The following is a 23,108-nucleotide window of genomic DNA, read 5'->3' as shown; positions in this document are numbered from 1 at the left end:
CGCGCGAGCGACCGATCGTCGCGCCGTTCCGATCGACCCACGTCCGGGTACCCACCCGTGACGCTGATCGGCGTCGTCGCCGTCGTGTTGGCGCTCGGGGTCGCCTCCCGCGTGTTCGCGGATCGGCTTCGGATCCCGAGCGTCCTGTTTCTGATCCTCGCGGGCGTCGCGATCGGTCCGGAGGGGCTCGGCCTCGTCTCGCAGGCGACCTTCGGCGAGGGACTCCCCGTGATGGTCGGCGTCAGCGTCGCGATCATCCTCTTCGAGGGGGGCTACCACCTCCGCCTCGAGAAGCTCAGGGAGAGCCCGACGGCCCTACTGCGGCTCACGACAGTCGGCGCGGCGATCACCTGGCTGGGAACCGCGGCCGCCGTCGTCGTCTTCCTCGACACGAGCCTCGAGGTCGGCCTGCTGGTCGGCGCCCTGCTGATCGCGACCGGGCCGACGGTGATCGGCCCCATCCTCCAGGTCGTCACCGTCCGGGATCACGTCGCGGCCGTCCTCGAGGGCGAGGGCGTGCTCAACGACGTCACCGCCGCGATCCTGGTCGTCGTCGTCTTCGAGGTGTTGATCGCCAGCGACGGCGGTCCACTGCGGCTCCTCGGCGAGTTCGGGGGTCGGCTGGCGATCGGACTGGCCGTCGGCGCCGCCGTCGCCGGCGCCGTCTGGCTGTTTCTCAGCCGGGGCAACCTCTCGCCCGGGACCGCGCCGCTGCACGCTCGACTGGTCGTCCTCGCGGGAATCGTCGTCGCCTACGGCGGCGCGGAGCTGCTCGCGAGCGAGACCGGGATCGCCGCCGCGGCGATGGCCGGCTTCGCGCTCGGCAACGTCGACCTCCCCCACCACGAGGACGTCGTCGACTTCCTGGACGATCTCTCGGTCGTCGTCCTCTCGTTTATCTTCGTCGCGCTGGCGGCACTGATCGACTTCGGCGACATCGCGACCCTCGGGGTCGCCGGGATCGCCGTCGTCGTCGCGATCACGCTCGTGCTCCGGCCGGCGGTGATCTATCTGGCGACGACCGGCGAGCGGTTCACGCGGGACGAGCGGCTCTTTCTCAGCGCCGTCGGTCCCCGCGGGATCATCCCCGCGAGCGTCGCGACGCTGTTTGCGGTCGAACTCCAGACGCTCGGGCAGCCACAGGAGGCCCAGCTGCTGGCTGGTACCGTCTTCTTGATCATCTTCGCGACGGTCGTCCTCCAGGCCGGCCTCGCACGACAGATCGCGACCTACCTCGGAGTCTCACCAATGCGTACGATAATCATCGGCGGGGGACGAGTCGGCCTCTCCCTCGCAGAACGGCTCGAACGGGACGGAGAGAACGTCCTCGTCGTCGACGAGGACCCGGACGCGGTCGAACGGATCCGCGAACGGGGACTGCGCGCCCTCGAGGGCGACGGCACCGACGCCGACGTCCTCGAGCGGGCGGGGATCGACGAGGCGAAAAACGTTATCGCAACGACGCCTGACGACGACGCAAACCTGCTGGCCTGCCAGCTCGCACGGACCAGCTTCGACGTCGAGACGGTCGCCTCGCGGGTCAACCAGCCCGGCAACGTCGAGGCGTTCGAATCGCTGGGCGTCCGCGCGATCGACCTCTCGATGGCGACCGCGTGGTCGCTCGAGAACGTCCTCGAGCGTCCGTCGCTGTCGGCGTGGATGAACGAACTCGGCCGAACGGGTGACGTCCAGGAGATCGAGGTGACGGCGACGGATCTCGTCGGGAAGACGATCGCCGAGCTCAACGCCGAGATCCCCGACGGCTGTCTCGTCGGGCTGGTGACCCACGGCGACGGGCAGACCGAGGTGCCGACTGGCGACCACGTGCTGCGCGACGGCGACCGGGTCACCTTCCTTGGGCGGACGGAGGCGGTCGACCGCGCGGTCAAGCGGTTCCATCCACACGACTGATCGGCAGGAGCGAAGACCGCTAGATCGCGTCGTCCGGCTCGTGGACCTCGGCCATCCGGCTCGCTTCCGTCGCGTACTGCTCCCGGAGCTCCGGATCGTCGACGGCGCCGAGGTTCGACGGGGCGACGGTCACCGCGGCCGTCGTCGGTCGGTCGTCGGTCGAACTCGTGAGCGCCCGCTCCTTCCGGAAGTACCGCTCGCCGTCGGGCGTCGCGTACACCAGGATAATAAGATTCTGTTCGTCGTCGGAATAGGTTCGCTCGACCAGCCAGACGCGAACCGTCTCGGATCGTTCACTCATAGTTCGTGAGACGAGTTCGACGCCCGTAATTCTTTGCATAGTACGTGCAATTTCGAAGGAGCTATCGACCGGGACACGGTCCCGAACCATAGCACATTTCGCTGTATAGTGGCCAGAACGTGGTCAAAACCTCGAAGCAGGAGGTGTTCAACTGCGACCGCGGTGTACTGTATTGTACACGACCTGCAAAACCTTTAAGCGTCTCCGGCCCGTACGTGAACGTGATGACAACCGATGCAACCAGTCCCTCGGCGGACCGGCCGACGAACGAACCGCTCTACGTCGACGGCGAGGACGACCTCGAGACGATCGTGAGCGACCGCGACGTCGTACTCGTGGACTTCTACGCCGACTGGTGTGGCCCCTGTCAGATGCTCGAGCCCGTCCTCGACGGGCTGGCTGCCGAAACGGACGCGACGATCGCGAAAGTCGACGTCGACAGCAACCAGCAACTCGCCGCCGCTTACGGCGTCCGCGGCGTCCCCACGCTGCTGATGTTCGCCGACGGCGAGCAGGTCGAACAGCACACCGGCGCCCTGCCGGCCGACCGCCTCCGCAGCCTGATCGAGCGCTACACCGAATGAGCGGGGACTCGAACGCAACCGTTCGCGACGTCGTAATCGTCGGCTCCGGCGTCGCCGGTCTCTCGGCCGCCGTCTACGCCGCGCGGGCCGATCTCGACCCCCTCGTCCTCGAGGGACCCGAACCGGGCGGCCAGCTCACCCTGACCACCGACGTCGAGAACTACCTCGGCTTTCCCGAGGGCGTCGGCGGGATGGAGCTGATCCAGCGCGGGAAGGAACAGGCCGAACGGTTCGGCGCCGACTTTCGCCACGGCACCGTCGAGGACGCAGAGCTCGAGGACCGCCCGTTCGAACTCGAGCTCGCGAACGGCGACCTCGTCCGAACGCGAGCGCTGATCGTCGCGACCGGCGCCAGCGCCCGCTGGGTCGGCGCCGACGGCGAGGACGAGCTGATGGGGTACGGCGTCTCGACGTGTGCGACCTGCGACGGCGCCTTCCACCGCGGCGACGACGTCCTCGTGATCGGCGGGGGCGACTCGGCGATGGAGGAGGCGCTGTTCCTCGCGAAGTTCGCCGACTCGGTGACGGTCGTCCACCGACGCGACGAGCTGCGCGCTTCCGAGGTGATGGCTCAGCGGGCTCGCGATCACGAGAAGATCGCCTTCCGCTGGAACGCGGAGCTCCTCGAGATCCACGGCTCCCGGGATGACGGCGTCACCGGCGCGACGCTCGTTTCCCATCCCGACGGTCACCCGATGGAGAAGCTCGAGGGGAGCGCGGCGCCGGAGGCCACGACCGAGGTCAAGCGAGAGACCGTCGACGTCGGCGGGATCTTCTACGGCGTCGGCCACGTTCCAAACACCGACTTCCTCGAGGACACCGCGATCGAACTCGACGACTCCGGCCACCTGGAGACCCGCGAGGGGATGACGACCGAGACCGCGCTCGAGGGCGTCTTCGGCGCGGGAGACGTGATGGATCCCGACTACCGCCAGGCGGTGACCTCGGCGGGTACCGGGAGCATGGCCGCCCTCGACGCCGAGGCGTGGCTCGAGGCACAGGCCGTTCGCTCGGCGTCTCGAGCCCTTGCGGAGCCGACTGCGCAGTAAAACGGTGGGGGAGTTGCAGCCGACCGAGATGCATGGGGTGCGGCGTCGGTGACTCCGCCGGCTGCAATTCAAACTGAAAACTATTGAAATAAATACTTTCTTCTTTTCTTACTAATCTGCTGGACGAAAGCCCACGGCTTTAGCCCCGCGAGTGCGATACGAGTTCGCATGAAGGGAGTCGTTCCCGCGGCCGGGGAAGGGACGAGGCTGCGTCCGCTGACCGACGAGAAACCGAAGGGGCTCGTCGAGGTCGACGGGCGACCGATCCTCACCCACGTCTTCGAGACGCTGCTCGAGGCCGGCGTCGACGAACTCCTCGTCGTCGTCGGCTACCGCAAGGAGGCGATCGTCGACCGCTACGGCGACGCCTACGCCGGTATCCCGATCAGCTACCTCCACCAACGCGAGCAACGAGGGCTCGGTCACGCGGTCTCGCTGGCGGAGCCACACGTCGACGGCCCGTTCGTCGTCCTCAACGGCGACAACGTCTTCAACGGCGGGATCGGACCAGCCCTCGAGCGCGTCGAATCCACCGACGCGGAGGGTGCATTGCTCCTCGAGAAGGTCGACCGCGAGACGGCCCGTGAAACCGGCGTCGTCGACGTCGAGGACGGCCAGGTCAGGGAGATCGTCGAGAAGCCCGACGACCCGCCGTCCCGGCTGGTGACGACCGGCTGTTACGTCCTGCCACCCGAAATATTCCACGCGCTCGCGCTCGCGCAGCCGTCAGACCGCGGCGAGTACGAACTCAGCGAGGCCGTCGGCCTGTTGGCGCGGGCGGGTCGACACGTCGACGCCGTCGAGTTGCCGGGCGAACGGATCAATATCAACGCGCCCGAGGACGTCGAGCGGGCCGAAGAGCTGATCGATTAGCGCTCGGCCAGCATCGAACGGTCGAGATAGAGTCGTTCGAGGCCGACGTCGCGGGCGTGGTCGACCACCGCAGCGTACTCGTCGGCGGTGATCGGACGATTGATCTCCTCGTAGAACTCCGCTTCGGCCGCCTTGTAGTAGGGTTGGTACTGCGCCATCACGTCGACGAACGTCTTCGTCGAAATCTCGTCGGCGAGAAACTCGAGCACCCGTTGTGCGCTCTCGACGTGGTTGGGCATGACGAGGTGGCGCACGAGGAGCCCGCCCGTCGCGAGCCCGGTGTCGTCGAGCCGGAGATCGCCGACCTGTCGGTGCATCTCACGCAGCGAGTCGGTGACGTTCGACCAGTAGTTCGGCGCCTTCGAGTACGTCGCCGCAGCGGCGTCCTCGCCCCACTTCACGTCGGGCATGTAGATATCGACGATCCCCTCGAGTCGCTCGAGGATCTCCGGTCGCTCGTACCCCCCGCAGTTCCAGACGATCGGCAGATCCAGTCCGGCCTCGGTGGCGATCCGGACGGCCTCGACCAGGTGCGGGGAGTGGTGGGTCGGGGAGACGAAGTTGACGTTGTGACAGCCCCTCGCCTCGAGCTCGAGGGCCATCTCGGCGATCTCCGCGGGCGTCGCCGGCTCGCCGCGCGCCTCGTGGCTGGTCTCGAAGTTCTGGCAGAAGACGCACTTCATGTTACAGTTCGCGAGGAAGATCGTTCCGCTCCCGTTGTGACCGCGCAGGCAGTCCTCCTCGCCGAAATGTGGGAAGTACGTCGAGACGTACGCGGTGTCGTCGACCTGGCAGGTGCCGACGCGGCCGGCAGTGCGGTCGACCCCGCAGTCGTACGCACAGAGGTCGCAGTCGGCGTAGCGCTCCCAGAGGTCGTCGACCCGCGCTTCGAGGGTCTCGGGCGGAAGTGAGCGCGCGTTCGGCGTCGTCGCCGGTGAACCGGATCCCATGCGAAACGGTATGGCCGCCGATCGCCAAACCCTTGTTGGAAGGTATCACGGGTCACGATACTCCGTCGGGTTCACCGGTCGACGGATCGTGAACGCTCGAAACGATTCTCGAGGCACCGATCGGACTCTCCGCGAGATCCGTCACCGAGAATCCTTCATGATCTTTCGCTGCACACGCAGGCAGAACCCCCAACCCCGAAAGCGGATTACTGTACATATACACGAAGTAACATTTAGAGCAGTGAGCGACCGTACCGGCGGCCGGCGCCGATCCGTCGCGGTCGTCGGCGTCGTCGAACGTGACGGTCGGTCGACGGCCACCGGAGGAGAGCCGATCCGAAACGTGTCCTCGGTCGGGTCGGTGCAACGGTTTCGGGGGACGAACATAGCAACCAATGACACTCACAGACCTCGGTAGACGGGAGTTTCTCGCGGCCGGCGTTACGGGACTCTCGGTAACGGCGGCGTACGGCGCCGAAGCGTTCGGCGTCACCGAACGGTTCGACGACGCGAGAGTTACGGCGGTCGTTCCCTGGGCCCAGGGCGGGGGAACCGACCGGGCGATGCGAATCACGACGCCGGCGTGGTCCGATCGGCTCGGTATCGAGTTCGTCGTCGAGAACTACCCCGGCGGCTCGACCCAGGTCGGCGGCGAGGAGCTATACAACGCCGATCCGGACGGTACGACGGTCGCGATGTGGAACATGCCACAGATGCAGGCGACGTGGCTGTTCCAGAACGCGCCCTACCGGATGGAGTCGTTCGACTACCTCGGCACGCACCACTGGGACCCGACGATGTGGTTCGCCCCGCTCGATCGGCCGTACGACGACCTCGCCGAGTTCGTCGACTACGCCCGCGAGGACGGCGCGACCGTCGGAATCACCTCCGCCATCGGGAACACGGCGCTGTCGGCGCTGCTGGTCGAGGACACCTACGATCTCGACCTGACGGTCGTCAACATGGAGGGCGGATCGGAGGTCCGCCAGGCCGTCCTCGCGGGCGACGTCGACGCGGGCGTCAACCAGCCGTGGGCGTTCAACCCCGACCACGTCGGCGACGTGCTTGCCCTGGGCTCGCACACCGCCGAGCCACAGGAGCTCTGGCCCGATACGCCATCGTTCGCCGATCTCGGACTCGAGGACGTCCCGCTCGTCGAGGAGGGGCTCGGGCAGTGGAAACTCGTGGTGGTTCCCGGCGGGCTCCGGGAAAACGACCCCGAGCGCTTCGAGCGCCTCGCCGATACCTACGCCGCGGCTCTCGAGGACGAGACGTTCCTCGCCGAGGCCGAAAACCAGGGCGGGCTCGACGAGATCCTCGAGTACCGCGGCCCCGACGAGACCGAAGCGGAAGTCGAAGAGACCTCACAGTTCATGGAAACGTACGCCGACGTGGTCGAGAACTTCATCTACGATCGATAACGACGATGACGAGAATTACGCCGCCGACGGTGACGATGAGTACCGGCTCGCGAACGCTCGAGATCGACACGGGCGAGCTCCTGTTTCCGGGGCTCGTCCTGGCGTTCTGCCTGTTTTACTACTGGGATACGCGCGCCCTCCCGGAGCTCTCGATGCTGTACGCGGGACCGCTGTTGTACACGACTATCGCGCTCGCGGTCGTGACCGTGGCGGTCCAGGCCGTCTCCGTCGGCGGCGGCGACGATCCCCGCGGTGGCGGTGACGGCGGCGTCGAGAGCGCGGCGGCCGCGTTCGACCCCGACAGCGACCCCGAGGCCGACGAGGAGGCCGTCTTCACCGTTCGAAGCGCAGCGGTGCTGATCGTGCTGACTGCCGGCTACATCGTCGCGCTCGAGCCGATCGGCTTTCTCGCCGCGACGGTCGCCTTCCTCGCGGCCACGCTGTACCTGTTCGGCGAGCGGAACCCGCTCGCGCTCGCTGGGTACTCGCTCGGCTTCGCGATCGGCGTCTGGCTCGTGTTCGTCCAGTGGCTGATGATCCCCCTGTGACCATGCTCGGACTCCTCTTTCCCGCAGCGATCGACGGCGCGCTCGGCATTCTCTCGAGCCCGTACGTGCTGTTCGCAATCCTGCTGGGGACGGCGGTCGGCATCGTCTTCGGGGCGATCCCCGGGTTCTCCGCGACGATGACGATCATTCTCTTCACCCCGGTGACGATCCCGTTCGAGCCGACCGTCGCGCTGATCTTTCTGGTCTCGGCCTACGGCGGGGCCGTCTACGGCGGCTCGATCCCGGCGATCCTCATCAACACCCCCGGCGCGCCGGGGTCGATCGTCACCTGCTGGGACGGGTACGAACTCACCAAACAGGGCCGGGCGATCTACGCGCTCGCGGTTTCGGCGATCGTCTCGGGGCTCGCGGGCCTGATCGCGGCGACGTTCCTGCTCGTGTTCGCCCCGCCGATCTCCGATTTCGCGCTCAACTTCGGCAACCCGGAGATGTTCCTGCTTGCGGTGTTCGCCCTGACGATCATCCCCGCGGCGAAGGGGTCGTCGCTCTCGAAGGCCCTGCTCGCCGGGGCGTTCGGGCTGCTGATCGGGACGATCGGGAACGACCCGCAGCTCGCACAGCCCCGCGCCACGTTCGGGCAGACGGCGCTGCTCGAGGGCGTCGACTTCGTCGTCGTCCTCATCGGGCTGTTCGTGCTTGCGGAGGTGTTCTGGCTGGCCTACCGCGGGACCGTCGTCACCGGCGATAACACCGTCCAGCGCGGGGCTTCCGAGGTGTACGACGCGGCTCGAGCGGTCGTCTCGCGGCCGGTCGGGTTCGTCCGCGGCGCGCTCATCGGGACGTTCATCGGCTCGCTGCCCGGCGCCGGCGCCGACGTGGCGAACTTCGTCTCCTACAACGAGGCCAAGCGCTGGGCCAACGACGAACTCGCCGACCGATTCGGCAGCGGGATCATCGAGGGCGTCATCGCGGCGGACTCGAGTAACAACGCGACCCAGGGTAGCGCCCTGATCCCGACGCTCACCCTCGGCATCCCCGGCAGCGGCGCGACGGCGGCGCTACTGGGTGCGATCGCGCTCCACGGACTCAACCCCGGTCCCGGCCTGTTCGACGCCTCGGGCGACATCGTGTACGCGATGATCCTCTCGCTGTTCGTCGGTAACGTCCTGATTCTGATCTACGGGCTCGCCGGCTCGCAGTACTTCGGGAAGCTGGCATACATTCCTATCCGCTATATCATTCCGTCGGTTGCGGTGCTGGCGGTCGTCGGCGGTTTCGCGGTCCGGAACGCGCCCGTCGACCTCTACATCGTGCTCCTGTTCGGGCTGCTCGGCGTGCTGTTCGTCGTCTACGACTACCCGCTGGTCAGTCTCGTCCTGGGGGTGATCCTCGGCGACATCGCCGAGTCCGGATTCGTCACCGGCTGGCTGCTGACCGGAGAGAGCGCCACCGCGTTCCTGTTCAACAGCTCTATCGCGGTCGGCCTGCTCGCACTCATCGCACTCTCGCTGGTCGTGACCGCGGTCAAGAATTAGGGGGAGGTTACGGTGCGTCGGCGACCGCGACGACCTCGTCGGAGCGCTCGAGGTCGCCGAACTCGTCCTCGGCGTGCTGGTCGTGGAACTCGAGGCGGGAGCGCGTCCAGGAGTCGGGCTCGAGCTCCTCGGCGGCGATAACGCCCTCTCGAGCCGGCAGCTCTAGCTCCTCGACCGCTTGGTCGTCCGCCAGCACCGAGTAGCGGATGCTCCCGCCCTCGACGCCACCCTGGACGGAGCTGGGGAGGTGGAGCGGGCGCCTGATCGAGACGGGCAGTTCGGTCTCCTCGTCCAGGTAGAGGACGAGTTCGTCGTCGTCAGTTCTCCTGAGCAGGTGATCCACGATCTCGTCCGGAGACTGTCTGTCGACCGTCATCGTCAGTCGCCGGCCTCCTCGGGTTCCGTTCCGTCGCCGACCCGGCGAATGCTGTCGTAGGCGAACAGCGGGTCGCCGTCCAGCGTACACTGCTTGCAGCCGAGACACTCGAACCCCTCGTCGTAGAGTTCGTTGTACGGGATATCACGCCGCTCGTGGTACTCCCAGACGTCCTCGGTCGTCCAGTGGACGATCGGGTTGATCCGAGTTACCGCTTCTTTCTCCTCGAAGAAGTCGAGGTGCTTTCGCCACTCGTAGCTCCCCTCGCCCTCGCCGTCGTCGAGCCCCTCGTCCATCCGGTAACCGGTGATCCAGCCGTCGTAGCCGTCGACCATCCGCTCCATCGGCGCCGACTTGAGCGTCTGACAGCAGAGCTCCGGCTTGCGCTGGTTCACGCGCGGACCGTGTTCGGCGACGAGTTCCTCGTAGCTCGAGTCGGGTTCGTACGTTTCGAACTCGACGCCGTAGCGGTCCTCGAGGGTGGCTTTCATCTCCCAGGTCGACTCGAAGTGGTTGCCGTGGTCGAGAAAGGAGAGGGCAACGTCGCTCTCGAGGTCGGCGTCCGATCGCGCGAGGAGGTCGAGGACGGCGTTCGAGTCCTTCCCGAAGCTGCAGGTGAACGTCGGATCGTCGAACCTGTCCCAGGCCTCGTCGAGTACCTCGAGGGATTTCTCGAGCTTTTCGTCGAAGCTGGCGGACTCGATATCGATTTCAATCGACATCGGTGGTGAGAGAGGTGAGGCTGTACTGAACGCATCGGTGCGGCGAGTTGTGGATCATAGTACGTGTGGTTTTCGTGGTAGCAAAGCACATCATCGGATTACGGAAGTGCGTTGTGCCTGCAGGTCCGGGTGACTCGAATAACGGGTCAGCGGCACCGAAAGCGGCAACTTCGGCGAACGGAATCAGCGGCGAGAGTCCCACTCGTCGGGAGGAGTGCAACCATCGAACGGCCGATCGGGCCCACGATCGATCACGGGACCGGTTCTCGCTCCGAAACCACACTTATCGACCCCCACCGCTAACACGGAACCAAAACAATGCACACAGTGAGCGTTCCGTTCGCGATCGTCACCGGAACCGGTGCGGGCCTGCTCGCGCTGCTGTCGTGGGAGGTGTTCCGCGAATCGCCGTTCGGAACGGCCGTGGCGATGGTCGCGATCGTGATGTCGGGAACGACGATCTATCACACCGTGTTGCTCGTCGTCGGGACGGAATCGACGGCGCTTCGCATCCTTCGCGGAAGCGTCTACACCCTGCTCGCGGTCTCGATCTGGCTCGTCGTGTACAGACACCGAGCGATACAGCGAGGGGCGACCCTCGAGTGACACTGATGAGCGAACTCGACCTCTTTACGGGATACGTCCTCCTGATGGGCGTGGTGGCCGGGCTGGGACTGCTGGTGTTGCTCTACACCGAGTTCGACGCGGTCGAGTACGACTCGTTCGTGCTGCTCACCGTCGCCGGGCTGTTCCTGTTTACCATCGGTGGTCCGCTCACGGAGCTACTGGCCCCGTCGGCCGTCCACTGGATCCATGGCGTCGCCGCGCTTCTGGTGTTGTTCGGGCTGTACAGTCCCGTCCAGAACGACCTCCGACGGGAGGAGTGGGCGTCCCTGCTCCTGACCGACCCGACCCAGATCCGGAAGCCGGCCGAGTGGATGGTGCCGATCGACGACGCCGTTCTCGGGCTGTTCCACTCCTCGGAGCTGGTGCTCACCCCCACGATCATCGCGTACAACATCGACTATAGCCGCGAGGAGGTGAACCGTCGACTGACGAGACTCGAGGAGGCGGGCCTCGTAGAACGCGTCGAACGGGGGAAGTATCGGCTGACCGAACTCGGCGAACGTTACCTCCAGGGCAGAGTCGACCTCGAGGACTGAAAACGAGTCCCGAAATTCGGCCGTTCGAGATCGGCTCGACGTCCGCTCGGCGGACGGAGCTGGCTTAACAGCCCCAGTCGTCCCGCCAGCACTCCATCATCTCGATTTCCTCGCGTTGGACCGCGATGATCTCCTCGGCCAGATCGGCCACGCGCTCCGCCCGTCCGCCCTCGAGGACGTCCTCGGCCATCTCGATCGCACCCTCGTGGTGGAAAATCATCTGTTCGGCGAACAGACAGTCGAACTCTTGGCCCTCGGCCTCGCGGAGTTCGGTTAGCTCCTCGTCGGAGAGCATCCCCTCCATCTCGTCGTGGTCGTGGTCGCCGCCAGCGTCGGCACCGGCCTCCTCGAGCCACTCCTGGAGCTGTTCGATCTCCGCCTCTTGCACCTCGATGATCTCCGGGGCGAGATCGCACAGCCGCCGGCTATCGGTCCGATCGGGAACGAGCTCGGCCATCTCGATCGCCTGCTCGTGGTGTGGGATCATTCCCTGCATGAACGCGACGTCGGCGTCGTTGAACTCCCCGTCGTCGTGATATTCGTGATCGTCGTTGTGATGTTCGTGATCGTCGTCGTGATGTTCGTGATCGTCGTCGTGATGTTCGTGGTCGTCCGTTTCACCGTCGTGGTCGTGGTTCTCGTCGTCGCCGTGATCGTCGGCGGTGGCCAGACCCGCAAGCCCCGCGGTCGTTGCTCCCGTGACGGCCAGCACTCGGCGTCGTGTCGTTCTACGCATCGTACCAGCGTTCGGTTCTCGACCCGTCTTTAGCGTGTGAGATCGTTGTACGATTGCAACTGAAGAGTCCCGATACCAGGCGAAAGAGCGGCCGACGGCCAACTAGTGAGCCGCCGTCTCGAGGGTGTGTCTCGAGCGAATACAACTAGTGAGATCGTTCGTCGAACCGCGAGCCGCGGGTTTTCGGCCGATCGAATCGATCGGAGCCGACGACGGGATCTGGACCGTCCCCCTCGCCCGCAGTACCCTCACGAAATCGAGCGACAGGGAGACCCGTCACGGACTCGAAACGAGACCCCTCGAGGGGGGATCGGACGAGGATCGAAGCCGGAAAAGAGGCGTCGTCGTTACTCGACGACCAGGTCGCCGACCTGGTTCGCCTCGTGGTACTCGCAGACGTACGTGACCATCTCGGGCTCGGCCGTGAACTCGAGCGAGTCGCTCTCGTCTTCGGCGTCGATGCTGTCGGTCGCCAGATCGTCCACGAGCTCGTCGCCCTCGTCCCAGATCTGGAGGTCGTGGGTGACGCCATCGGCGTTGATCCACTCCATCGTGTACTCCTCACCCTCCTCGAGGACGAGCGTCGGATTCTCTTCGCCGTCGATCTCGCCGGGCTCGACGCCCTCCCAGTGGGAGGCGTAGCCGTCGAGGACGATCTCGGTGCCGGCCTCGATTTCGTAGCCGTCGGCGGCGTCCTCCCCGTTGTCGTCGCCGTTCTCCTCGCCGTCTCCGTCCTCGCCGTTATCGTCGTCGCCAGCACAGCCGGCGAGCGCGATGGCGATCGTCGATGCTCCCGCAGCCTTCAGTACCGTTCGGCGTGTGTGGTTGGTCATCGTCTTCGCTTCGGTGTAATCTTCGACTTATGTTCAAAGGTGGAGCGCGTTCCCGACGATTGGGAAATTCGATCGAGTGGAACCGAACGCTCCTCCCATCGAGCGCGTCACCGATCGTGAGCGCCGTCGATCGCCTCCGCATCGTCCGACCGAACCGCCTCGAGATCGTAGTGGTCCCCGGGGCCGCCGCCGTCGGATCCTCGGGCCGGCTCGGCCGACAGCTCGAGGACGTGGGCGCCACTGACGCTGTCGCTGACGAAGACGAACTCGCGCTCGTCGTTGTAGACGGCGCTCCAGGCGAACGGGGGCGTCGACGGGGCGACCGTCTCCTCGAGCGCCTCGACCTCGTCGAGTTCGCCGACGGTCGCGAGTCGCTCAGTCGGCACCGGGTTCGTCGGATCCGTCAGGTTCGCGACCCACGCGCCCTGGCGGTAGCCGCCGTCGACGAGCAGCGCCTCGTCGTCGGCGTGGACGAGGTCGTGAAAGTGGGTCGTCCACCAGAACGCTTCCGAGGAATCCATCTCCCGTGCGTCCGGCGCGTGCGTGAACCCGATCGGCTCCGGATCCTCGAGCGAGCCCTCGTCCCACCCGATATCGAGGACGTGTTTTCCACCGGGGATGCCGGTTTCGACCTCGTCGCCGACGATCACGAGGTCGCGTTCGGGATCGGGATGGGCCTGGTGACACAGCTCGAACCCCGGCTCGCCGACCGTCTCGTAGTCGGGTCGATCGGCGTACTCGAAGTGGCTCCGCACCGTCGGCCGCAGCGGGTCGTCGACGTCGTAGACGACGTACCCCTCGCCGGGCCCCATGATGTACGCCGCGTGCAGGACCTCCCGGACTGGATCGTACTCGAGGTCGTGACACCCGCCTGCGGGGCCGACTGCGTCGACGAGCTCCGGTGCCGCGGGGTCGCCGACGTCGACCGTTACAACGCCGGTCTCGACGGTCGGATCGAGGTCGACGAGGTAGAGCACGGGTTCTTCGGGGTGGGTCGTCAGCTTGTGGACGCCCGTGTTCGGCGTCTCGAGGCGGGCGATCCGCTCGGGTTCCGACGGGGTTCCCTCGGCCCAGCCGAAGTCGATCACCTCGAGTCCTTCCCGTCCGTCCGCGCCGTCGGCCTCCTGTGACCGGTAGTAGATTCCTTCTCGAAGCGCATCGAACTTGACGTCGTTCGACCGCGTTTCTGGGTTCGCGCTCTCGAGTTCGTGTGCCACCGTCGGCGACTCGAGTTCCGAGAGATCGAGCAGCGTACTGGCGACGTCGCTTTCGGCCGTCGGGAAGCTCCCGAGGACGCCCCACCGACCGTCGTCGCTCGCGTGGCCGAACGTGTACATCGGAGATTCGCTCCCGCGTGCGTGACCGCGGGGGTCGATACGTCCGGGGTCGCCGTCATCGGCGTCGTCGGCCGAACAGCCCGCGAGCGGGAGCGACAGCGAGAGCGCGGTGCCGGCGGTTGCCAGGACTCGACGGCGGTTCATATCCCTTCTCCGGACACCGCGGGAAAAAACGTTGCTCCCGCCGGCCGCTCGTCCTCGACGGTGTGAAACGCAACGTTCACAGCGAGCGATCGACACGGGACGATATGAACGTCCGCGACTACTACTTCACGGCGAAGGGGGTCCAGAACCTCGTCGACACCGAACGGGACACCCCATCGTACTCGCAGTCGCTCCCGCACCGACTCGCACTCTGGCGACGCGGCTTTCTGAGCAGGGCCGGCCCGATCTACGACTTCGATCGCTACGATCCGGAATCGTTCGTCAGCGACTACCAGCGGTTCGTTCGGGCGAAGAACCTCAACGGTACGTGGTCGGTCGCGCTCTCGAACAAGCTGTTTTTCGACTGGCTGATGCGGGCCTACGGCGACCACCGAATGGTCGTCTACGGCCTCGTCCGCGACGGCATCTTCCACGAGTTCGACGACTCCCGCGAGCCGGCACCCGCGGCGGTCGCCGGCGACGGAACGACAGCACTCGAGCCGGCGCTCGACTCGAGGACTGCCACTCGCCGCGAGGCCGGTGCGTGGGTCGCCGACCGGCTCGAGACGGACGGGAAACTGGTTCTCAAATGGGTCCGTGGCGGCGGCGGCGAGAACGTCTTGCTCTGTTCGCGGACCGAGAACGGCTACGAGATCAACGGCGAGCGCTACGACCGCGACGCCCTCGTCGCCCGGATCGACGATCTCGAGAACTACCTCGTCTGCGAGCACGTCGAGCAGGGTCCGTACGCGGCCGCCCTCTACCCCGAGACGCCGAACACGATCCGCGTACTCACGATGTACGACGACGAGGCCGAGGAGGCGTTCATCGCGGCCGCGGTCCAGCGGATCGGAACCGACCGCTCCGGCTCGATGGACAACTTCTCGCAGGGCGGTCTCAGCGCCGAGATCGACGTCGACACCGGCGAGCTGGGCCCGGGCGCACAGCTTCCCGCCGAGAGCGACCGCCTCGAGTGGTACGGCCACCATCCCGAAACCGGAACGCGGATCCAGGGCGCCGAGATCCCGGCCTGGGAGACGATCCGGGAGCGAATCCTCGAGCTGGCCTCGAGCCATCCGATGCTCCCCTACGTCGGCTGGGATCTCGTGCTTACCGACGACGAGGGCCCGTTCAAGATCATCGAGGCGAACGATCACTCCGGGCTCAAGGCGATGCAGGTCCACGGGCCGCTGCTGACCGACGACCGCGTTCGTCGATTCTACGAGCGACACGGCGTCTGCTGACGGCGTTCACCGGTCCTACGAACGCTACGGCGTCCGCCGGCTGTCGCTCGAGACCGCGTTGCCTCTCGGGCGGAGTCGATCGTCGCGAGAAGAGCGGCTACCGGCGTTTCGGTGACTACTCGACGCGCAGTTCGTCGTCGGCTTCGACGTGGTCGGCGTCCCAGCGGATCGTGAACGTCGTACTCCGTTCGGCACCGGTGTCGAGCAGATCTGAGTCGGTGTCGACTGCGACGTCGAACGCACACGTCTGTGGTGGGTTGATCGTCGCGCTCTCGTTGCCGGTAATCACCGTAACCTTGTCCCCGACGCTTTCGGCGCGGTCGCGGTCACCGGTCGTAGCGTCGTCACGGCGGTTCGTTTCGTCTCCGATACCGGTTTCCGTCCCGGTCGTTTCCGTCGATCCGGTTCCAACCGTCTCGGTGGTGTTTTCGCCACGGCCGGCGGCGTCGGGTCGGGTTTGCGGATCGAGTTCGTCGGCGAACTGTCGGAGGTACGCGGCGATTTCGGAACGGGTCCGCTCCTGTGTCGTCTCGAGTGATGCCATACCGAACCATCAACGAGCCGACCGATGAGTTTGAGGCTTGCACAGCAACGGGGCTCCGACCGTCGCGGACGGAACCGGTATTACGGCCCGGTCGCGTTCGCGAACGACTCGGTTCGTCGAACCGTCGGTCGGCGACCGATCCGAGTCTCGGGCGGGAACTCACCTCCGCCTCGCGGGGTCAGTGTACTCCGGTAGTACCGGTTAGTACGGCATCCACCTATTGTAGCTCAGCTACCTCAGCTGAGGCACCTATTGAAAGCGTTTTGACTACCGTGGGAGAGCGGCGTCAGGAGGAGTACTCGCTTCGAGAGCCGACCCACGCTGCGATCCCTCGAGCGGGCGAGATCCGATTCGAACGGACGCGGTCGGTGCAGTCAGGAGGAGTCGATCAACGCGGTCACGTCGTACCCTCCCTCGAGCAGCAGTGTGGCGTATCGGCCGAACAGCCACGCCAGTCCGTTGAGCGCGTGGAGGGTGAGCAAGCCGAGCAGAAAGCCGCCGCCGGCGACGACGAGCGCCTGCGGAAGCGTTGTGATCTCCCAGTAGCCGACCGTGAGGACCGCCTCGAATCCGACCAGCAGCTGATTCCACGCCAGATAGACGGTCTGGTGGAACTCGGGCGCTCGATCGGTCACGACCCCCACGTACAGCCCCGGCTGGTCGTAGTACAGCGGTACGAGGAGCATCGCCAGGGCCGTCGACAGCCCGGTCGTGAGGACGACGAACGAGACGAGACCCAGGACGAACACCGACGGAAGGTAGACGAACGGCGTCCACGTCCGGAGGTCGGTGAGCAGGTCGAGCGCTCGATCCCGGCGCCGGTCTCCCTCGAGTCGACGGCTGCCGTCGATCTCGACCGGGAGCAAGCGCGTGACGAGCCAGCGTTCGAACTGGGCCGCAAGCAGCGTCGCCCCCAGTACGACCGCCAGGATCGGGAGCCCGACGACCAGTATCGAGAGGCTGACGCCGACCGAGAGGCCGACGACGAGGAAGACGAAGTACGCGAGTCCGAGCGGAAAGGCCAGCAGCAGGTAGCCCAGACGGCGGTACGTCTCCCGCCGGACGGGAACCGAGACGAACCACCGGAGTCCGCCCCGGAGTCGGTCGGCGCCGAGGTCGAGTCGCTCGGCCGTCGGGGACGCCATCTCGAGGATGACTCCCCGGTGTGGGAAAATAAACGTTCGGCTCGGTCGGGTCTCGGTCGCCGGTAGAAGCCGATCCGAACGGACCGCTCCCGACTCGCGAGCGCTGAGGTCCGAACGGATCGGTCACGATCCGCGAGCGCTCGAGCGACTCCCGATCCTCCGTCCCGGAGTCGGGAGACAACCTTTTGTTCTGGCCCGAGTACCACCTGCCGATGGCCGACGACGGCGAGGTGGACGTCGTCGAGATCCTCGGCGACGACTACGCCAAGACGATCCTCGTCCGCACCCGCGCCGAGCCCCAGTCGGTCCGGGCCCTGAGCGACGCCTGCGACGCCGATCCCTCGACGATCTACCGCCGGGTCGAGCGACTCACGGAGGCCGACCTGCTCGAGGCCCACCAGCAGCTCGATCCGGACGGCCACCACCACAAGGTGTACGCGGCCCGGCTTCGGGAAGTTCGGATCCGCCTCGCCGAGGAGGGGTACGACGTCGAGATCGAACGGGAGGAATCGGCCGCCGACCGCTTCACCAGGCTCTACGAGGGGTTCAAATGATCCCCCGAAACTCTCGATCGATCCTCGTGGGATTCGACTCGAGTTCGACAGCGTGGATGGCGGTACCGTCTCCCCTCGAGTCGACGGTCGGAATGACCCCCGCGTCGATACTCGAGAGCGTTCCGCTGTCGACGGTCGGAGGCTCGCCGACCGTAATCGCGCTGGTGTTTCTCTCGCTCGTACTCGCGACGCTGCTGTCGGTGTACTTGGCGCTGCGGCTCTACCGCGGCTACCGCGCCGGCGGCGGACGAGCGATGCTCCTGCTCGGCGTCGGACTCGTCTTGCTGACGACCGTCCCGTTGCTGTTGCGCCTCGCGCTGTCGAACGTCGGGAGCGTGGCGGTCGTCTGGCAGGAGACGATCGTCACCGCCTGTCAGCTGGTCGGGCTGGTGGTCATCCTGGGGGTGATCCATGGTCGCCGTTGAGCCCGCGACGGTGCTGTTCGCGACGGCGCTGGCGACCGCGGTCGTCGGGCTCGTCGTCGCCGGCTACGCCTACCGGGGATACCGTCGCAACGACAGCCCCGCGATGTTCTACCTCTCGATCGGGATCGCACTGATCGCCGTCGGTCCGGTCGCGGTCAGCTACGGGCTCGCGCCGCTGCTTTCGCTGTCGGACGCCGCCAGCCTGCTCGGGGTGCTCTGGGTGACCATCGCCGGGCTGGTGGCGATCCTCTACTCGCTCGAGGGGACCTAGTACAAAATTGTTTCGCACGGTGGTCGAGCCGACAGCCCGAGACTCCGTTTTACCGCCGTAGGAGCCGTCGATCCGTTCGTATGCCACCGAACCAACTCGCTGCCAGTTCCGGCGACCTCGCACCGACCGACTCGTCGCGGAACGGTAGCGAACGACCGTTTCACGCCGCACCGATCGACCCCTGGACGTACCGATCGCTCGCCTACGTCCTGCTCGCGTTCCCGCTCGGGATCGCCTACCTGGTCGCGATCACCGTCGGCTTCTCGATGACCGTCGGCCTGAACCTCACGCTGCTCGGGCCGATCGCGCTGGTCGCCACGCTGCTGTCGATCGTCGCGCTCGCCTGGCTCGACGGCGCCCTCACTCGAGGACTGCTCGCCGTCGACGTCACCCCGTCCCTTCCGCCGACCGACGACGGGGTCGGCGCGTTCCTGAAACGGCTCGTGCTCGGGCGCGAAACCTGGCTCGGCGCGGTGTACCTCGGCTGGAAGATCCTGCTCGGGATCGTCGGCTTCGTCGCGCTCGTCGTCGGCGTCTCGCTCGCGACGAGCCTGCTGGTCACGCCCTTCGTCTACGGAACCGACCTCGTGGTGTACGCCGGCGTCGGCGATCCGGTCACGATCGGGACGCTTCCGCGAGCGCTGGGCGCCGCGACCGGCGGGCTCCTCGTCGGCCTCGGGACGCTGTACCTCGCGAACCTCCTCGGTCGCGTCTCGGCCGTCGTCGCCGCGTCGCTGCTCGAGGGCCGTGGCGAGACGTGAGAGGCAGAGGGAAGTGTCGAGATCTCGACGCTCGAGGACGGGTTCACGCTCGAGGACGGGTTCGACGCCGACGAGCTCCTCGAGGCCGAAAGCGGGATCGACGCTAGTGACTGGTCGCCGGCTCTTCTCTCTCCGCGAGTCGGCTCACGAACTCCAGCAGTTCCGTGTTGAACGTCTCGGGTTCCTCCCAGAAGGGGTTGTGTCCACTCCCGTCGAACGTCACGAGCTCGGAGTCCGGGATCCGTTCGTGCATCCACTCGCCGAGCGGTCCCGGGAAGATCTTACTCTGTTCGCCGTAGAGTAGCAGTGTCGGAACGTCTATCGTCGGGAGGTGGCCCCGGAAGTCTCGAGGAACCATGTCCTCGAGCATGGCGGTCGCGACCGAAGTCGGCGTCAGCGTCGTTCGGGCGTACATCTCGTTGAGTCGCTCTTCCGAGCGGGGGTCGGCGAAGAACGCCTGGATGATCGGCTTCGCCGCTTCGGCGCGACTCGCCTCGAGTCCGCCGACGATTTCGGCGAGCCCCTCCTCCGAGAACTCACCCATGAGGGCGAACTCCAGTCGTCGTCGGAGTAGAACTTCGGCGTCTGATCGATCATGGCGATCGCCCGGACCCGCTCGTCGCCGATTTCCTCGAGGTAGGTCAGCGTGATCGCGGCGCCCATCGACCACCCGACGAGGACGGCAGCCGAGACGTCGAGTGACTCCATGAGGAACTCGAGATCTGCAGCGTACTCCGAGAGCGTGTGTCCATCGTCGGTCTTCCCCGAGAGCCCGTGTCCTCGGAGATCGTACGTCAGAACGTGGTACTCCTCGGCGAGCGCGTCGACGTTTTTCCGCCACCAGTACTCCGAGTCACACGTCCAGCCGTGCACGAGGACGATCGTCTCTCCGTCGCCGCGTTCCCTGTAATACAGTGGGACACCGTCTGTGGTTTCGATGTAGGCCATTAGATAGTATACGATAAATAATTATAAATACATTTCTTCCCGTTTTCCGGGGTATTGAGCGTTGATATGTACGATTTCGTGTCGATACATACGAGAACTGTTACGTCGCCCTGACTTCCTCCCACGACTGAAGTCGGTGGCTTTCTCCTTGAACCACTGTAACGGCGCAATCCCCACGTCGTTCCCTACTCCTCGAGCGTCGATATCTCGACACTTCCCGTGCTCGTCTCGATCCGGAGCCGCGGGCCGCCCTCGCCGAGAACGGCGCTGACGCGGTCGTTGTCGCGACGGTACTCCTCGAGTCCCAGCCCCTCGTCGTCGATCTCGAGGCTGCCGGTGCTGGTTCGGGCCTCGAGGTCGGCGTCGATAGTCGGCGAGAGCGCGATCTCGACGCTGCCCGTGCTCGCGGAGAACGTAGTGTCCCCGTCGATCGCCGGGACCGCCGCCTCGATACTCCCGGTGCTCGCAGTCAGGTTCCCGACGGCGTCGACGTCCGCGACGTCGATGCTCCCCGTGCTCGTTTCGGCGACGACCGTTCCGTCGACGTTTCTGATCTCAACGCTACCGGTACTCGACCGAGCCTCCAGATCTCCGCCGACGTCGGTAACGGCGACTCGACCAGTTCCCGTGACCAGGCGATCGACCGACAGCTCGTCGGGGAGGGCGACGTCGATATCCATCGCGGGCTCGCTCTCGAACCAACCCGTCTCGCCGTCGTACTCGGCCCGGAGCTCGAGGAGTTGCTCGCTCCGAGCGGAGTCGAGGCGGAGCGCCTCGAGGTCAGTCCGAACGGAGCTGGCCTGCTTCTCGAGATTCAGCCCGATCGTCTCGCGGTCGGCGCCGGTGACCGTCAGATCGCCGACCGAGCCGGTGATCGCGATCGATTCGGCGTCGTCGGGAGCGATCGTCTCCTCGTCCTCGAGGCGTCGGCCGACGAACGGCGTCGAACCGGTACAGCCGGCCAGCGCCGCCGCCCCCGCGGCGGACAGCCCGCCGAGCAGTCGTCGTCGGGTGTGGTTTACTGTCATACTCGAGTCAACGGGCGCCATCCACCTGTAAACTAAGGCGAGGTTGGCGAGTCGCCACACGGCCCCCAACAGTTATATACGGGAAACCGACCGAATCGGTTCGATCGGTTCGTCGCGACAGCGAGACGTACAGATTCCGAGACAGAGGCGGTTCGTGGGTCCGTTCACAACGATGGGCCTCCGTCGACGCGAACCGAGAGGTACTTTTGTACTCGAGTGTAAGATATCGTGACCAGCAGCGCATCCCAGGTGTCTCCCGCGTTGGACGACATTCCGTTGCTGGTTCGCAATCGTGGTTCAGTGGTGCCCCCCGACCGATGTCGGGGGCCTTCCTTCCTTTCGATACTCCGAAAGCGGTCAGTTCGTCGATCTCCGAAACGCGGCCGCTCTCGGAAACTGTGATCGATCCCACGGTGTTTAGTAGGAGTCCGCGAAACGACGAGTATGGCAACCCGTTTGGCACGACAGCTTCAGGGGAAGACGATCGTCGGTATCGACGGCACCGATTTCGGGACGCTCGAGAACATCACGATGGGCGCGGAGCCCGGAACGATCGAGGAACTGGTCGTCGAACCGCAGGACCACGTTCCCGGGCGGATCGAACTCGACGCCGACGGCCGATTCCGGCTGCCCCTCGAGCGCGTCGAGAACATCGACGACAGGATCGTCATCAGTTCGGACTGAGCGAGTCGATCGCTCGTTACGTGGGTTTCTTCGATCCGTTAGCCGGGAGCCGTCAGTACGTGAGGAGCGAAAGCAGTGAGGAGTGGGGGTGCGTGAGGAGTGAGCGGTCCCTTTCCCCCGTCCCTCCCCCCGTGTGCGAAATGAAATCCGGTGCGAAACCGGGGGTGGGGGAGGGAAGACGGTGTGATCGATACCTGTCGGGAGCAGTGTGGACGGGATCGCCGTGCGAGAACGGATAAATTCGACGAGTCCGTGGGCTCTTCCGATCGGCCTCGAAGCGTAGTTACCTTCTCGGACCGATCGGGACCCAGTACGGATTTTGTTGCTATAGAAACAACATAAAACTACCGGTACTAGAACCCTTCGCGAGCCGAAGTGCGTCATCCAGTTTGCAAGCTGAAGTACGCCGTCTGGGAGGCGATCGCCACGCTCGAGGGGCCGCCGGCGACCACCGCAATCTCCCCGCTCGTCCGCTCGGTTCGCCGTTTCTCCGTTCTATGCTACCGCCCGGTTACCAGCCCTTCCTCCCCTCCCTCCCCCTCCCCGTTCGCGATCCCAATTCATTTCGCACACGGGGGGAGGGGGTTGGCGGAACAATCTCCTCTCGCCTCGTCCGCCCGGCTGTCCACACCATCCGATCGTCCGCTCCGTCTGTCGCCCGCGCTATCCTCACCGTCCGACTGGCCGTCTTATCCGGGTCCTTTACTGATCTCCGTCGCACGGTCGGGTACGCTCTGGCGTTCAGCGACGACTATCGTTCGCGACCTCTCGGTGCAAGGAATCCGTACTCGGGTTCGGTAGGAGACGAGCGGAACGAAGTATGGGAGGAGTCACAGCAAATTCATTCGGCACGCGGGGCCTCCCTCGAGTCTGCGCACTCGTTTCCCGGAAGATTTCATCTCGCACACGGGGTGTGCACTGACCGCGGTTGCAGCGGACCGACTCCGATCGTACGTACCGGCGACCGCGACCGTACGCACCGCTGGCCGCAATCACACACACCGTCGGCTGCGATCGCACGTACCGCTGGCCGTAGCCGCACGTGCCATCTGTTGCATCC

The 23,108-nt window shown here is 65.8% G+C and carries 27 protein-coding genes; 15 read left to right on the top strand and 12 right to left on the bottom strand.

What is annotated here, in order from left to right:
* Nucleotides 1-57: 57 nt before the first annotated feature.
* A complete protein-coding gene (locus QA609_RS07090; protein ID WP_278301896.1) occupies nucleotides 58-1,911 on the top strand; it encodes a cation:proton antiporter in 1,854 nt (617 codons plus the stop codon).
* A gap of 19 nt (nucleotides 1,912-1,930) precedes the next feature.
* Here the strand turns inward: QA609_RS07090 and QA609_RS07085 are convergent, their stop codons facing one another.
* Nucleotides 1,931-2,212: a hypothetical protein gene (locus QA609_RS07085; protein ID WP_278301895.1), complete on the bottom strand. Its 282-nt coding sequence runs from the start codon at nucleotides 2,210-2,212 to the stop codon at nucleotides 1,931-1,933.
* Between the two features lie 224 nt (nucleotides 2,213-2,436).
* Between QA609_RS07085 and trxA the strand changes: the two genes are divergently transcribed.
* From trxA to QA609_RS07070, 3 genes are all read left to right on the top strand, one after another.
* A complete protein-coding gene (gene trxA / locus QA609_RS07080; protein ID WP_278301894.1) occupies nucleotides 2,437-2,796 on the top strand; it encodes a thioredoxin in 360 nt (119 codons plus the stop codon).
* Nucleotides 2,793-3,845, top strand: coding sequence for an FAD-dependent oxidoreductase (locus QA609_RS07075; protein WP_278301893.1), 1,053 nt, complete (start codon nucleotides 2,793-2,795; stop codon nucleotides 3,843-3,845). The genes trxA and QA609_RS07075 overlap by 4 nt, the downstream gene beginning before the upstream one ends.
* A gap of 168 nt (nucleotides 3,846-4,013) precedes the next feature.
* Nucleotides 4,014-4,718 carry a sugar phosphate nucleotidyltransferase gene (locus tag QA609_RS07070; RefSeq protein WP_278301892.1) on the top strand — a complete coding sequence of 235 codons (705 nt, stop codon included), beginning with the start codon at nucleotides 4,014-4,016 and terminating at the stop codon, nucleotides 4,716-4,718.
* Here QA609_RS07070 and QA609_RS07065 read toward each other — a convergent pair.
* Complete coding sequence (locus tag QA609_RS07065) at nucleotides 4,715-5,668, bottom strand: radical SAM protein (RefSeq protein ID WP_278301891.1); 954 nt, start codon at nucleotides 5,666-5,668, stop codon at nucleotides 4,715-4,717. The genes QA609_RS07070 and QA609_RS07065 overlap by 4 nt on opposite strands.
* A gap of 395 nt (nucleotides 5,669-6,063) precedes the next feature.
* Here QA609_RS07065 and QA609_RS07060 point away from each other — a divergent pair, with 395 nt between their 5' ends.
* From QA609_RS07060 to QA609_RS07050, 3 genes are read left to right on the top strand one after another with little or no spacing between them, the layout of a single operon-like run.
* A complete protein-coding gene (locus QA609_RS07060; RefSeq protein ID WP_278301890.1) occupies nucleotides 6,064-7,089 on the top strand; it encodes a tripartite tricarboxylate transporter substrate binding protein in 1,026 nt (341 codons plus the stop codon).
* A 5-nt stretch (nucleotides 7,090-7,094) separates the two neighbouring features.
* Complete coding sequence (locus QA609_RS07055) at nucleotides 7,095-7,637, top strand: tripartite tricarboxylate transporter TctB family protein (RefSeq protein ID WP_278301889.1); 543 nt, start codon at nucleotides 7,095-7,097, stop codon at nucleotides 7,635-7,637.
* Nucleotides 7,616-9,133, top strand: a complete 1,518-nt coding sequence (locus QA609_RS07050) for a tripartite tricarboxylate transporter permease (protein ID WP_278301888.1) — start codon at nucleotides 7,616-7,618, stop codon at nucleotides 9,131-9,133. Before QA609_RS07055 ends, QA609_RS07050 begins: the two co-directional genes overlap by 22 nt.
* Before the next feature lie 7 nt (nucleotides 9,134-9,140).
* Here QA609_RS07050 and QA609_RS07045 read toward each other — a convergent pair whose 3' ends face one another.
* Both QA609_RS07045 and QA609_RS07040 read right to left on the bottom strand, forming a co-directional pair.
* Nucleotides 9,141-9,509, bottom strand: coding sequence for a hypothetical protein (locus tag QA609_RS07045; RefSeq protein WP_278301887.1), 369 nt, complete (start codon nucleotides 9,507-9,509; stop codon nucleotides 9,141-9,143).
* 2 nt (nucleotides 9,510-9,511) lie between these two features.
* Complete coding sequence (locus QA609_RS07040) at nucleotides 9,512-10,231, bottom strand: phosphoadenosine phosphosulfate reductase family protein (RefSeq protein ID WP_278301886.1); 720 nt, start codon at nucleotides 10,229-10,231, stop codon at nucleotides 9,512-9,514.
* Between the two features lie 318 nt (nucleotides 10,232-10,549).
* Here QA609_RS07040 and QA609_RS07035 point away from each other — a divergent pair, with 318 nt between their 5' ends.
* Nucleotides 10,550-10,837 carry a hypothetical protein gene (locus tag QA609_RS07035; protein WP_278301885.1) on the top strand — a complete coding sequence of 96 codons (288 nt, stop codon included), beginning with the start codon at nucleotides 10,550-10,552 and terminating at the stop codon, nucleotides 10,835-10,837.
* Nucleotides 10,838-10,842: 5 nt separating this feature from the next.
* Nucleotides 10,843-11,394 (top strand): winged-helix domain-containing protein, encoded by a 552-nt coding sequence (locus QA609_RS07030; protein WP_278301884.1) that lies wholly within the window; start codon nucleotides 10,843-10,845, stop codon nucleotides 11,392-11,394.
* Nucleotides 11,395-11,458: 64 nt separating this feature from the next.
* Here QA609_RS07030 and QA609_RS07025 read toward each other — a convergent pair whose 3' ends face one another.
* The 3 genes from QA609_RS07025 to QA609_RS07015 all read right to left on the bottom strand — a co-directional run bounded on the left by QA609_RS07025 (nucleotide 11,459) and on the right by QA609_RS07015 (nucleotide 14,444).
* Nucleotides 11,459-12,130, bottom strand: a complete 672-nt coding sequence (locus tag QA609_RS07025; RefSeq protein ID WP_278301883.1) for a DUF305 domain-containing protein — start codon at nucleotides 12,128-12,130, stop codon at nucleotides 11,459-11,461.
* A 347-nt stretch (nucleotides 12,131-12,477) separates the two neighbouring features.
* Nucleotides 12,478-12,963 carry a twin-arginine translocation signal domain-containing protein gene (locus tag QA609_RS07020; RefSeq protein WP_278301882.1) on the bottom strand — a complete coding sequence of 162 codons (486 nt, stop codon included), beginning with the start codon at nucleotides 12,961-12,963 and terminating at the stop codon, nucleotides 12,478-12,480.
* A 107-nt stretch (nucleotides 12,964-13,070) separates the two neighbouring features.
* Entirely contained in the window at nucleotides 13,071-14,444 is a 1,374-nt protein-coding gene (locus QA609_RS07015) for a regulatory P domain-containing protein (RefSeq protein WP_278301881.1), read from the bottom strand.
* Between the two features lie 104 nt (nucleotides 14,445-14,548).
* Between QA609_RS07015 and QA609_RS07010 the strand changes: the two genes are divergently transcribed.
* A complete protein-coding gene (locus tag QA609_RS07010) occupies nucleotides 14,549-15,688 on the top strand; it encodes a sugar-transfer associated ATP-grasp domain-containing protein (RefSeq protein WP_278301880.1) in 1,140 nt (379 codons plus the stop codon).
* Between the two features lie 115 nt (nucleotides 15,689-15,803).
* Here the strand turns inward: QA609_RS07010 and QA609_RS07005 are convergent, their stop codons facing one another.
* Nucleotides 15,804-16,232 carry a hypothetical protein gene (locus QA609_RS07005; RefSeq protein ID WP_278301878.1) on the bottom strand — a complete coding sequence of 143 codons (429 nt, stop codon included), beginning with the start codon at nucleotides 16,230-16,232 and terminating at the stop codon, nucleotides 15,804-15,806.
* Between the two features lie 374 nt (nucleotides 16,233-16,606).
* Entirely contained in the window at nucleotides 16,607-17,377 is a 771-nt protein-coding gene (locus QA609_RS07000; protein WP_278301877.1) for a sensor domain-containing protein, read from the bottom strand.
* Between the two features lie 212 nt (nucleotides 17,378-17,589).
* On the opposite strand from QA609_RS07000, the gene QA609_RS06995 reads away from it, so the two are divergent.
* From QA609_RS06995 to QA609_RS06980, 4 genes are all read left to right on the top strand, one after another.
* A complete protein-coding gene (locus QA609_RS06995) occupies nucleotides 17,590-17,931 on the top strand; it encodes an ArsR family transcriptional regulator (RefSeq protein WP_278301876.1) in 342 nt (113 codons plus the stop codon).
* Between the two features lie 56 nt (nucleotides 17,932-17,987).
* Nucleotides 17,988-18,356: a hypothetical protein gene (locus tag QA609_RS06990; RefSeq protein ID WP_278301874.1), complete on the top strand. Its 369-nt coding sequence runs from the start codon at nucleotides 17,988-17,990 to the stop codon at nucleotides 18,354-18,356.
* Entirely contained in the window at nucleotides 18,343-18,627 is a 285-nt protein-coding gene (locus QA609_RS06985; protein WP_278301873.1) for a hypothetical protein, read from the top strand. The genes QA609_RS06990 and QA609_RS06985 overlap by 14 nt, the downstream gene beginning before the upstream one ends.
* 80 nt (nucleotides 18,628-18,707) lie before the next feature.
* Entirely contained in the window at nucleotides 18,708-19,388 is a 681-nt protein-coding gene (locus tag QA609_RS06980; RefSeq protein WP_278301872.1) for a sensor domain-containing protein, read from the top strand.
* Nucleotides 19,389-19,491: 103 nt separating this feature from the next.
* On the opposite strand, the gene QA609_RS06975 is transcribed toward QA609_RS06980, so the two are convergent.
* The 3 genes from QA609_RS06975 to QA609_RS06965 all read right to left on the bottom strand — a co-directional run bounded on the left by QA609_RS06975 (nucleotide 19,492) and on the right by QA609_RS06965 (nucleotide 21,364).
* A complete protein-coding gene (locus tag QA609_RS06975) occupies nucleotides 19,492-19,803 on the bottom strand; it encodes an alpha/beta hydrolase (protein WP_278301871.1) in 312 nt (103 codons plus the stop codon).
* Nucleotides 19,782-20,336, bottom strand: a complete 555-nt coding sequence (locus QA609_RS06970; RefSeq protein WP_278301870.1) for an alpha/beta hydrolase — start codon at nucleotides 20,334-20,336, stop codon at nucleotides 19,782-19,784. The genes QA609_RS06975 and QA609_RS06970 overlap by 22 nt, the downstream gene beginning before the upstream one ends.
* A gap of 185 nt (nucleotides 20,337-20,521) precedes the next feature.
* Nucleotides 20,522-21,364: a DUF4097 family beta strand repeat-containing protein gene (locus QA609_RS06965; RefSeq protein ID WP_278301869.1), complete on the bottom strand. Its 843-nt coding sequence runs from the start codon at nucleotides 21,362-21,364 to the stop codon at nucleotides 20,522-20,524.
* 444 nt (nucleotides 21,365-21,808) lie between these two features.
* Between QA609_RS06965 and QA609_RS06960 the strand changes: the two genes are divergently transcribed.
* Entirely contained in the window at nucleotides 21,809-22,048 is a 240-nt protein-coding gene (locus QA609_RS06960; protein ID WP_278301868.1) for a PRC-barrel domain-containing protein, read from the top strand.
* Nucleotides 22,049-23,108: the final 1,060 nt, after the last annotated feature.

It is taken from the genome of Natronococcus sp. A-GB7, from assembly GCF_029688865.1.
Lineage (GTDB): Archaea > Halobacteriota > Halobacteria > Halobacteriales > Natrialbaceae > Natronococcus.
Note: the sequence above shows the minus strand (reverse complement) of the source record. Positions and strands in the feature narration are given on the sequence as shown.

What these genes read in the sequence shown, in the direction of transcription:
- QA609_RS07015 (WP_278301881.1), bottom strand. Translation starts at nt 14,444, where the DNA reads ATGAACCGCCGTCGAGTCCTGGCAACCGCCGGCACCGCGCTCTCGCTG.
- QA609_RS06975 (WP_278301871.1), bottom strand. Translation starts at nt 19,803, where the DNA reads ATGTACGCCCGAACGACGCTGACGCCGACTTCGGTCGCGACCGCCATG.
- trxA (WP_278301894.1), top strand. Translation starts at nt 2,437, where the DNA reads ATGACAACCGATGCAACCAGTCCCTCGGCGGACCGGCCGACGAACGAA.
- QA609_RS07005 (WP_278301878.1), bottom strand. Translation starts at nt 16,232, where the DNA reads ATGGCATCACTCGAGACGACACAGGAGCGGACCCGTTCCGAAATCGCC.
- QA609_RS06965 (WP_278301869.1), bottom strand. Translation starts at nt 21,364, where the DNA reads ATGACAGTAAACCACACCCGACGACGACTGCTCGGCGGGCTGTCCGCC.
- QA609_RS07025 (WP_278301883.1), bottom strand. Translation starts at nt 12,130, where the DNA reads ATGCGTAGAACGACACGACGCCGAGTGCTGGCCGTCACGGGAGCAACG.
- QA609_RS07055 (WP_278301889.1), top strand. Translation starts at nt 7,095, where the DNA reads ATGACGAGAATTACGCCGCCGACGGTGACGATGAGTACCGGCTCGCGA.
- QA609_RS07065 (WP_278301891.1), bottom strand. Translation starts at nt 5,668, where the DNA reads ATGGGATCCGGTTCACCGGCGACGACGCCGAACGCGCGCTCACTTCCG.
- QA609_RS07060 (WP_278301890.1), top strand. Translation starts at nt 6,064, where the DNA reads ATGACACTCACAGACCTCGGTAGACGGGAGTTTCTCGCGGCCGGCGTT.
- QA609_RS06960 (WP_278301868.1), top strand. Translation starts at nt 21,809, where the DNA reads ATGGCAACCCGTTTGGCACGACAGCTTCAGGGGAAGACGATCGTCGGT.
- QA609_RS07045 (WP_278301887.1), bottom strand. Translation starts at nt 9,509, where the DNA reads ATGACGGTCGACAGACAGTCTCCGGACGAGATCGTGGATCACCTGCTC.
- QA609_RS07040 (WP_278301886.1), bottom strand. Translation starts at nt 10,231, where the DNA reads ATGTCGATTGAAATCGATATCGAGTCCGCCAGCTTCGACGAAAAGCTC.
- QA609_RS06980 (WP_278301872.1), top strand. Translation starts at nt 18,708, where the DNA reads ATGCCACCGAACCAACTCGCTGCCAGTTCCGGCGACCTCGCACCGACC.
- QA609_RS07010 (WP_278301880.1), top strand. Translation starts at nt 14,549, where the DNA reads ATGAACGTCCGCGACTACTACTTCACGGCGAAGGGGGTCCAGAACCTC.
- QA609_RS07020 (WP_278301882.1), bottom strand. Translation starts at nt 12,963, where the DNA reads ATGACCAACCACACACGCCGAACGGTACTGAAGGCTGCGGGAGCATCG.
- QA609_RS07030 (WP_278301884.1), top strand. Translation starts at nt 10,843, where the DNA reads ATGAGCGAACTCGACCTCTTTACGGGATACGTCCTCCTGATGGGCGTG.
- QA609_RS06990 (WP_278301874.1), top strand. Translation starts at nt 17,988, where the DNA reads ATGGCGGTACCGTCTCCCCTCGAGTCGACGGTCGGAATGACCCCCGCG.
- QA609_RS06995 (WP_278301876.1), top strand. Translation starts at nt 17,590, where the DNA reads ATGGCCGACGACGGCGAGGTGGACGTCGTCGAGATCCTCGGCGACGAC.
- QA609_RS06985 (WP_278301873.1), top strand. Translation starts at nt 18,343, where the DNA reads ATGGTCGCCGTTGAGCCCGCGACGGTGCTGTTCGCGACGGCGCTGGCG.
- QA609_RS07075 (WP_278301893.1), top strand. Translation starts at nt 2,793, where the DNA reads ATGAGCGGGGACTCGAACGCAACCGTTCGCGACGTCGTAATCGTCGGC.
- QA609_RS07000 (WP_278301877.1), bottom strand. Translation starts at nt 17,377, where the DNA reads ATGGCGTCCCCGACGGCCGAGCGACTCGACCTCGGCGCCGACCGACTC.
- QA609_RS06970 (WP_278301870.1), bottom strand. Translation starts at nt 20,336, where the DNA reads ATGGCCTACATCGAAACCACAGACGGTGTCCCACTGTATTACAGGGAA.
- QA609_RS07085 (WP_278301895.1), bottom strand. Translation starts at nt 2,212, where the DNA reads ATGAGTGAACGATCCGAGACGGTTCGCGTCTGGCTGGTCGAGCGAACC.
- QA609_RS07070 (WP_278301892.1), top strand. Translation starts at nt 4,014, where the DNA reads ATGAAGGGAGTCGTTCCCGCGGCCGGGGAAGGGACGAGGCTGCGTCCG.
- QA609_RS07035 (WP_278301885.1), top strand. Translation starts at nt 10,550, where the DNA reads ATGCACACAGTGAGCGTTCCGTTCGCGATCGTCACCGGAACCGGTGCG.